Source organism: Nonomuraea cypriaca (assembly GCF_015645445.1).
Lineage (GTDB): Bacteria > Actinomycetota > Actinomycetes > Streptosporangiales > Streptosporangiaceae > Nonomuraea > Nonomuraea cypriaca.
Map to the genome: position 1 here is coordinate 1 of NZ_JADOGI010000378.1, position 6,802 is coordinate 6,802.

At 65.5% G+C, this 6,802-nt stretch carries 10 protein-coding genes; 5 read left to right on the forward strand and 5 right to left on the reverse strand.

The features are described from left to right. Nucleotides 1-416: hypothetical protein (locus ITP53_RS56720; protein WP_207757683.1), on the forward strand; the 416-nt coding region annotated here is incomplete at its 5' end. A 101-nt stretch (nt 417-517) separates the two neighbouring features. Here ITP53_RS56720 and ITP53_RS53010 read toward each other — a convergent pair. Both ITP53_RS53010 and ITP53_RS53015 read right to left on the reverse strand, forming a co-directional pair. Next, a complete protein-coding gene (locus tag ITP53_RS53010; protein WP_236052175.1) occupies nt 518-796 on the reverse strand; it encodes an ATP-binding cassette domain-containing protein in 279 nt (92 codons plus the stop codon). Between the two features lie 77 nt (nt 797-873). Next, nucleotides 874-1,092, reverse strand: coding sequence for a helix-turn-helix domain-containing protein (locus ITP53_RS53015; RefSeq protein WP_236052176.1), 219 nt, complete (start codon nt 1,090-1,092; stop codon nt 874-876). A gap of 110 nt (nt 1,093-1,202) precedes the next feature. Between ITP53_RS53015 and ITP53_RS53020 the strand changes: the two genes are divergently transcribed. After that, complete coding sequence (locus tag ITP53_RS53020) at nt 1,203-1,667, forward strand: tautomerase family protein (protein ID WP_207757684.1); 465 nt, start codon at nt 1,203-1,205, stop codon at nt 1,665-1,667. Here the strand turns inward: ITP53_RS53020 and ITP53_RS53025 are convergent. Then, nucleotides 1,562-2,014, reverse strand: a complete 453-nt coding sequence (locus ITP53_RS53025) for a DUF4158 domain-containing protein (RefSeq protein ID WP_207757685.1) — start codon at nt 2,012-2,014, stop codon at nt 1,562-1,564. The two genes, ITP53_RS53020 and ITP53_RS53025, sit on opposite strands and share 106 nt — an antisense overlap. Nucleotides 2,015-2,271: 257 nt before the next feature. Continuing rightward, nucleotides 2,272-3,348, reverse strand: coding sequence for a 1-aminocyclopropane-1-carboxylate deaminase/D-cysteine desulfhydrase (locus ITP53_RS53030; protein WP_195903077.1), 1,077 nt, complete (start codon nt 3,346-3,348; stop codon nt 2,272-2,274). Nucleotides 3,349-3,424: 76 nt separating this feature from the next. Here ITP53_RS53030 and ITP53_RS53035 point away from each other — a divergent pair, with 76 nt between their 5' ends. After that, complete coding sequence (locus tag ITP53_RS53035; RefSeq protein ID WP_195903078.1) at nt 3,425-4,348, forward strand: LysR family transcriptional regulator; 924 nt, start codon at nt 3,425-3,427, stop codon at nt 4,346-4,348. Between the two features lie 589 nt (nt 4,349-4,937). On the opposite strand, the gene ITP53_RS53040 is transcribed toward ITP53_RS53035, so the two are convergent. Then, entirely contained in the window at nt 4,938-5,867 is a 930-nt protein-coding gene (locus tag ITP53_RS53040; protein WP_195903079.1) for a LysR family transcriptional regulator, read from the reverse strand. Between the two features lie 179 nt (nt 5,868-6,046). Between ITP53_RS53040 and ITP53_RS53045 the strand changes: the two genes are divergently transcribed. Then, complete coding sequence (locus tag ITP53_RS53045) at nt 6,047-6,529, forward strand: PAS domain-containing protein (protein WP_195903080.1); 483 nt, start codon at nt 6,047-6,049, stop codon at nt 6,527-6,529. Nucleotides 6,530-6,618: 89 nt separating this feature from the next. Beyond that, nucleotides 6,619-6,802, forward strand: a 184-nt coding sequence (locus ITP53_RS56725; protein WP_207757686.1) for an FAD-dependent oxidoreductase, incomplete at its 3' end; no start/stop codon positions are given.

A 6,802-nucleotide genomic window follows, 5' to 3' on the forward strand; every position in this document is an offset into this window, starting at 1 on the left:
CGCACCCCGCTGACCTGCAGGAACGCCACCGCCTAGAGACACGCCTCCCCGGCGTGCCCAGACGCATTTCCCCAGCTCATCCCCCGAATTCCGCCCTCTATCCGAACCGAATTATGTCGAACGCAGGACAGAAGCGTTGCGCAAGCCGGCTGGAACTTCGGGAGGTCGTCGACCGTCTGTGCGGTCCAGGAACAGCGGATCCCGTGCTGATCGAACGCCGCCGTCAAGCAGAGGAAGCGCATCGGATGGTCCAACGGCTCTGGGATGAGCGCTATCGAGACGATCCAACAGGCGCCGCCCGAGCCGAGACACGCGTGCGCGGGACCCGGGAACGGATCACGGCGCAGACCGAACAGATCGCACAAGCGCGCGCTGCGCGCCTGACCTCTCGTTCAGACTGCGCCGACATGAGTTGAGCTGTATGCAACCTGCGCGTCCGGCACCAAGACCTCACCCAAGGCGGCTGCGGCGGTATATCTGCGACACCGCAAGTGCGGTGAGCCGGGTGACACCATAGTCAAGAGCCGCGTCGGTACCGCCGTGATGTGTACGGCCCGCCGCTCGGCTCGCCCGAACTTACATCGTGGCGGGCGAGGGGGTCGAGGTTGGCCAGCGGTTCGTCCAGCACGAGCAGGTCGGGCCGGCTGGCCAGCGCCAGCGTGACCGCCACCTGCGCCTGCTGGCCGCCCGATAGCCTGCTCACCTTCCGCTCCAGTGGGATGCCCAGCCCGGCGAGCCGGTCGGCCGCGGCGGCGTCGTCCCAGCGGGTGTTCATGCAGCGGCCGAAGGTGAGCATTTCGGCGACGGTGAAGCTCTCGTATAGGCCCAGGACTCCCGAAGCTCCGGCGAGGGGCAAGGTAGGGATCGACGCGGTCACCCAGCGGGCAGTTCGGCCCGGGTGGTCTGAGGGCTTGCCTCGAGTTGGGGGCGGTGACCGGACTTGAGCTCGGGGACGTACTTGTAGATGGTCGCCCGGCTCACGCCGAGCAGCCGGGCAATCGAGGCGATGGTCGCGTCCGGTTGAGCCAGTAGGGCGCGAGCGTGCCAGACTTGCTCGGGCATCATCGCCGGGGCGAATCGCTGGCTAGGCAAAGCGATTCCAAAGCTCTCTCTGTGCAGGATGAAACAGGACCGATCTGCCCTCATTTTCCCAGCTTGAGAGGGAAGTCTTTGGAGGGGAGTCAGGTGATCAAGCCGCCGACGTGAATCTCGGGCTGATGCCGTTCGACGATGGGAGCACTGACATGCCGCTGGTACGCCTCGACATGGTCCGCGGACGTAGTCCCGATCAGGTCCGTGCCATCGCCGACGCTGTCCAGGAGGCACTGGTGGAGGCCCTGGGAATCCCGGCCAGGGACCGCTTTCAGATCGTCACCCAGCACGAGCCCGAAGAGATCATCGCTCAGGATGCCGGGCTCGGCTTCGACCGGACTCCCGGGATCTTGATCATCCAGATCTTCACCCAGCGCGGCCGCGACACTGCGGACAAGCAGCGTCTCTACCGCACGCTGACCGACCGCCTGGAACGCGCCGGGATAGCCGGAGAGGACCTGTTCCTCAGCTACATGGAGAACGACCCCGACGACTGGTCGTTCGGCTTCGGGCGCGCCCAGTACGTCGACGGCGAACTGCCGATCCCCGGCCGGCCCCACTCGGCGTCCTCGTAGGGGTGGCAACCGTAGGGGTCCCGGATCTCCCACCCGTGATCGTACAGCGTCTGACGCCGCTCGGCGTGCCGCTTGACCACCGACGGGTCCTCGATGCCAAGCTGCGCGGCCAGGTGCTCGACCACCGGCCACGGCACCGCGAGCGGGTCCTCCAGGAACAGGCCGACGTACCGCACCGTGCACATCTGGAACGCGAGCCCGAGCTGATTGTGCTTCGTCCGCCGCAGTGCGATCAGGTCCCGGTCCACGTCGTCCAGGAAGAACCGCTCCAGCTCGGGCCTCGTCGGCTCCTCGGCGAACGTCCCGTACGCCTCGGCCTGCTCATCGCTCAGAAATTCCACCGGCACGAGCCGGACCGTAGCCATCCCCGGAGCAGGCCCGGAGGCATTTCACCGAACCCCAGCGGCGAAGTGGATCACTGCGCTAGCCGACCATGATCGTTCTCACCGATACCGCTGTACCTATGTTCCCCGAGGCCGTGCACGGGACGGCTTGTGAGCGCGGGCCACGTACGATTGAGGGCGTTTGCGGTGGTGATCGAGGTCGTTGCCAGGTTGGGTTTTCGTTGCGGGTCAAGGGTGATCGTGGCTGATAGGCTGCGGGCTCAGTCGGCGATGTGCCCGACGACTTGGGGAATTTCGAACAGGTTGCCGGTGTCTCCGGTGTGCAGGAACGCGACGTTGCTGTCGACGGGGATCCGCCCGCTGCGGGCGTGGTCGAGCAATCCTGCGAGTCCCTTGCCAGTGTAGACAGGGCCGACGAAGACACCCTCTGCCCTGGCCAGTTCGCGGATCGCAGCCGAGCTCTCCGGGGACGCGACGGCATAGTCCTCGCCGATGAAGCGCTGGTCGATGTCGATCTCGGCGCGGATCGTCGCGTCGTCGGGTACGGGCGCGCCCAAGGTGGCCAGCACCGCCTTGGTCCGTTCGACAATCACGCCGGGGTTCATCCGGTCTCCGTCGTTGAACCTCTGGATGGAGATCGACCGGAACTTCACCGGGTGTCCCAGACTCAGCTTGGCCGCCAGCATCCCCGGCAGCGCGGTCCCGGTGCCGATCGTGTGGTAGACGAAGTCGAGCTCGACCCCTGCGGCATCGGACTGTTCAAGCATCTCCCGGAACGTCAGGGCGTGCGCGATGAGGCCGTCGGGGTGCGCACCACCGGTCCCGACAACGAGGACCTCGTGCCCCTGCGTCTCAAGTTCGGCCTTGCGCACCGCGATGGCGTCGGTGATCCGCGCGGCCTCATCCGGAGAATGCCAGACGTTGCCGCTGATGTTGATGACGTGGGTTTCGACACCCATCGTCTTGTTGAGCAGATAGTTGCCGCGGAACTCGCCGAGCTCACCATGCCGGGGCACGTTCCGCGTCAGAACCAGGATCGGCGTGATTCCTACGCTCAGGCAGGCGGCGGCGAACTGCAGACCCGAGTTGGTCAGGTATTCGCCCTGGGTGATGACGTGTGTCACTCCGTTCTCGAGGGCCCGCCCCAGGATGAACTCGGCCAGGCGCATCTTGCTCCCGCTGATCGCACTAGGTCCTGCCAGGTCCTCGCGCTTCATGAAGAGGTTGATCCCGTACGCCGCCGACAGGTTGGACAAGGCGTGGAACGGAGTGGGGTAGAACCCGATCCGGCATCGGGGGAGTTTGTTGATCGCAGTGTCGAATTGCGTGAAGTCCATGCGTCTAGCGTCGGCCACGCCTCTGGAGTAGCACAAGCAATGATCTCTTCATGGTCGATAAGTTATCCTTAACTCCATGTCCTGGTTGTTCGATCCGCGGCATCTGGTGACCCTTGCGGCTGTCGTGCGGCTCGGCTCGTTCGCCGCAGCCGCAGAGGAGCTGGGCTACACCCAGTCCGCGGTCTCGCAGCAGGTTGCGGAACTGGAACGACGGGTCGGTGCGCGAGTCGTGGTCCGGCGGCCCGTCCGTGCGACCGAGGCCGGGCAGGTCCTTCTCGACACCGAGGCCGCGATCAGCGTGTCGATGAGTCGCGCTGCCACCGAGCTCGCGGCGCTTGCGGACGGAACCGGCGGCGAGGTGCGGCTCGGCGCGTTCATCTCGGCGGCAGCCTCCATCGTCCCTCCCGCACTCGCACGCCTGCGTGCGACCCATCCGGCAGTTCACATCACACTCCGTGAACTTGAGCAGCGCGAAACGCATGCGCTGCTGTTCCGGGGAGAGATCGACCTGGCCATCACCTTCGACTACGAACACGCTCCCGGGCCAGTACCCGCCGGGCTCATGCAAGAGCACCTCATGGACGATCCGATCATGGTTGTCCTTCCCGTCGGTCATCCGCTGGCCGGAGCCGACAGTCTCACCCCAGCCGACCTGCCGTCGGACGCATGGATCAACACCGCGGTCGACGTCCGCGACTTGGCAGCGTCACCCGTTGACGGCGACCGGGGGAGCGGACATCGTTTGGACTTCGATGGCATGGACTTCCGTACTGCGCTCAACCTCGTCGCGGCGGGTCTCGGCGTCGCGCTGCTGCCGCGGTTGTTGGTGTTGGACGCTCCGCCGAGCGTCGTGGTTCTGCCCATGCGGCAGCCCACACTCGTCCGTCGTCTCTACACCTGCCGGCTCGATACGAGAGGCGTGACCGCATCGATCAGGCGGCTGGAGATGTACCTGCGGGAAGCAGCGGCGGAACTCTGCAATACCGCACCGATCCTCTAGATCCAAGACAGAGCAATGCGATAGGCACCCTCCTTCGTCTCGCGAGACGCGCGTCCGCCATTGGCCCGCCTGGATCGCCGCCTCTGTTGATGCGGTGACGATCCAGCCGGCCTCGGGTCAACGAGATTGCCGCGATGGTTGGTATGGCGAGATCGACTTGGCGGGTGATGCGAGTAAGCTGCAGCGCGTCTGCGCGTTTATCCCGCAGACATGATCGTGTCCGGTCGATCCTCTCGATCTCCCCAGCCATCCCTCGGCCGTGGCGCGTGCTCGCTGGAGCTCCAGATCATTTTGCAGTTCATCCAGGCGAGGCAGGCGTTCGAGCGTCGCCGAAGCTCCAGGCTGGGCTACTCGCGCGGGTGGAGCGCTGCCCCTGGTTCGTGCCGAGCGTCAGCGTGCTGTGCGCCTGACACGGCGGCGAGGTGTGGATGAAGTCCAACTTGTGGCCGTGCAGGGCGATGAACCACCGCGTCGTCCCTCACGGCGCGTCATTATGCGTCGGACCAGTGGTGGAAGAGCGCCGCCTGCCCCACGTGCGCAGCGAATATCGCGTTCGCCCCGCGGAGCCCGAGCCAGGGCCCGTCGGCGTCTACGCGCCCTCGGCGTCGCCGTCGTCCGGTGTGGCGGCGGGCGCCCCGTGCGCTTTGAGGCGTGCGGCGAGCGCTGCCGCGGCTTTGGAGAGCCCGGACCAGCGCTGGCTGCACAACAGCAGGTTGCGCTTCGCCCAGGAATTCGTCAGGTCCACGACCCGCAGGTCGTAGGTACGCTGCCAACGGACGACCGCGCGCGCGGGAACCACGGCGATGCCGACGCCGGCCGCTACCGCGCTGCAGATCGCCTCCGTGCTCGGCAGGTGCGCCCGGTAGCGAGGCCGGAGCCCGAGCGGCTGGGTCTGCCCGCTCAGATGCTCCTGCAACGGGTTCCCCTCGGTGAAGCCGACGAACGGGTGGCCGAGGCACTCGCTGAACGCGACATGAGCACGCGCGGCCAGCGCGTGGCCTGGCCGTGTGATGACGACCAGCGGGTCGGGACGCAGCACCGCCCGTTCCAGCCGGCCCGTGTCCACGGGATCGGCGATGATCCCCAGTTCCGCCCGGCCGTCGGTGACGGCGGCGACTATCTCGTGGCTCGGCCGCTCCTCCAGTTCCAGGTCGATGTCGGGGTTGTCGGCCATGAAGTCGACTATCACCGGCGACACGAGCGTTTCGGTTGCCGAAGTGTTTGCCGAAATCACCAATGTGGGCCGCAGGCCGTCAGAATATCGGGACAATTCAGAACGCATCCGAGCAATCTGCCCAACGACCTCACGGGCATGGGCCACCAGCAGCCACCCTGCCGGTGACGGCACAACGCCACGGCGATGCCGGATCAGAAGCGGCGCCCCCAGAGCCTTCTCCATCGCCTTGATCCTCGCACTGGCCGAAGCCAGCGACAGGTGTGACAGGTCCGCACCCCGGGTGATGCTGCCCTGGTCGACTACCTGCAGGAATAGCTGAAGATCGGTCAGGTCATACGTCATGGTCAAGACGGTACCCATGTCGGCCCCACTCGAGAAGCCTTCGGCTCAGCCGAAGGCTCACCCCAAAAATGACTCATGGTGAACTCGGAATCAAACGTCCAGACTTTCCGCTAATACGACTAGACGCGGTCTGTCTACTACGACAGGTATCCACCAATCCCCCCTCTTCGGAGGTATTCATGTCATCTCAGGTCGAGCTAGCCGAAGTCGCCGAGAGCCGCATCGCCACGGACTGGGGCCTGGACCAGTGGGCGGACCGGATTCTCGAGCAGGCCGGCGTCGGAGTCACCATCCTGGACCGCCACGGAACGGTGATGTATTACAACAAGTGGGCTTCGGAGCACCTCGACCGGATGCCCGAATACATCGGAAACGACGTCCGGAAGCACCATCGCCGAGCGGTGACCAATCCCCGTTTCGACGCCATGCTCCGGCTTTTCGAAGAGGGCCGCGTCGAGCCGGTAAGCTACGTCGCCAGGCCCTACGGAAAAATTACGATCCTGGTCACGGTCTCACCGATCCGGGTCAATGGCGAACTGGTCGGCTTCTCTCAGATCGTACTTCTCAAGGACGAGGTACAGGAGCTCTTCGCGCTGTTCGACGAGTCGGGACGCGAATCCTTCGAGAGAGAAATGCTGCCTAACGGTCTGCCGACGGCCTGAAAGTGCCGCCTGCCTCTGATCGCCTGGCCCGGAAGGGCGGGGCTGAGGGCGAACTTCGGGCCGGCCGGCGTGTGGAAATGGTGAGAGATATGAGCGAAGCAGAGAGCGTTGGCATCACGGCCGACGTGTTGGTCATCGGTTTCGGTAAGGGCGGGAAGGATCTCGCGGGGACCATGGGACGCGAGGGCAAGAGGGTCGTCATGGTGGAGCAGTCGGATCAGATGTACGGAGGGACGTGCATCAACATCGGCTGTGTACCGACCAAGGCGCTGG

Coding starts and splice junctions, on each gene's coding strand:
- ITP53_RS53010 (WP_236052175.1), bottom strand. CDS start 796: ATGCTCACCTTCGGCCGCTGCATGAACACCCGCTGGGACGACGCCGCC.
- ITP53_RS53030 (WP_195903077.1), bottom strand. CDS start 3,348: ATGGACTTCACGCAATTCGACACTGCGATCAACAAACTCCCCCGATGC.
- ITP53_RS53035 (WP_195903078.1), top strand. CDS start 3,425: ATGTCCTGGTTGTTCGATCCGCGGCATCTGGTGACCCTTGCGGCTGTC.
- ITP53_RS53040 (WP_195903079.1), bottom strand. CDS start 5,867: ATGACGTATGACCTGACCGATCTTCAGCTATTCCTGCAGGTAGTCGAC.
- ITP53_RS53045 (WP_195903080.1), top strand. CDS start 6,047: ATGTCATCTCAGGTCGAGCTAGCCGAAGTCGCCGAGAGCCGCATCGCC.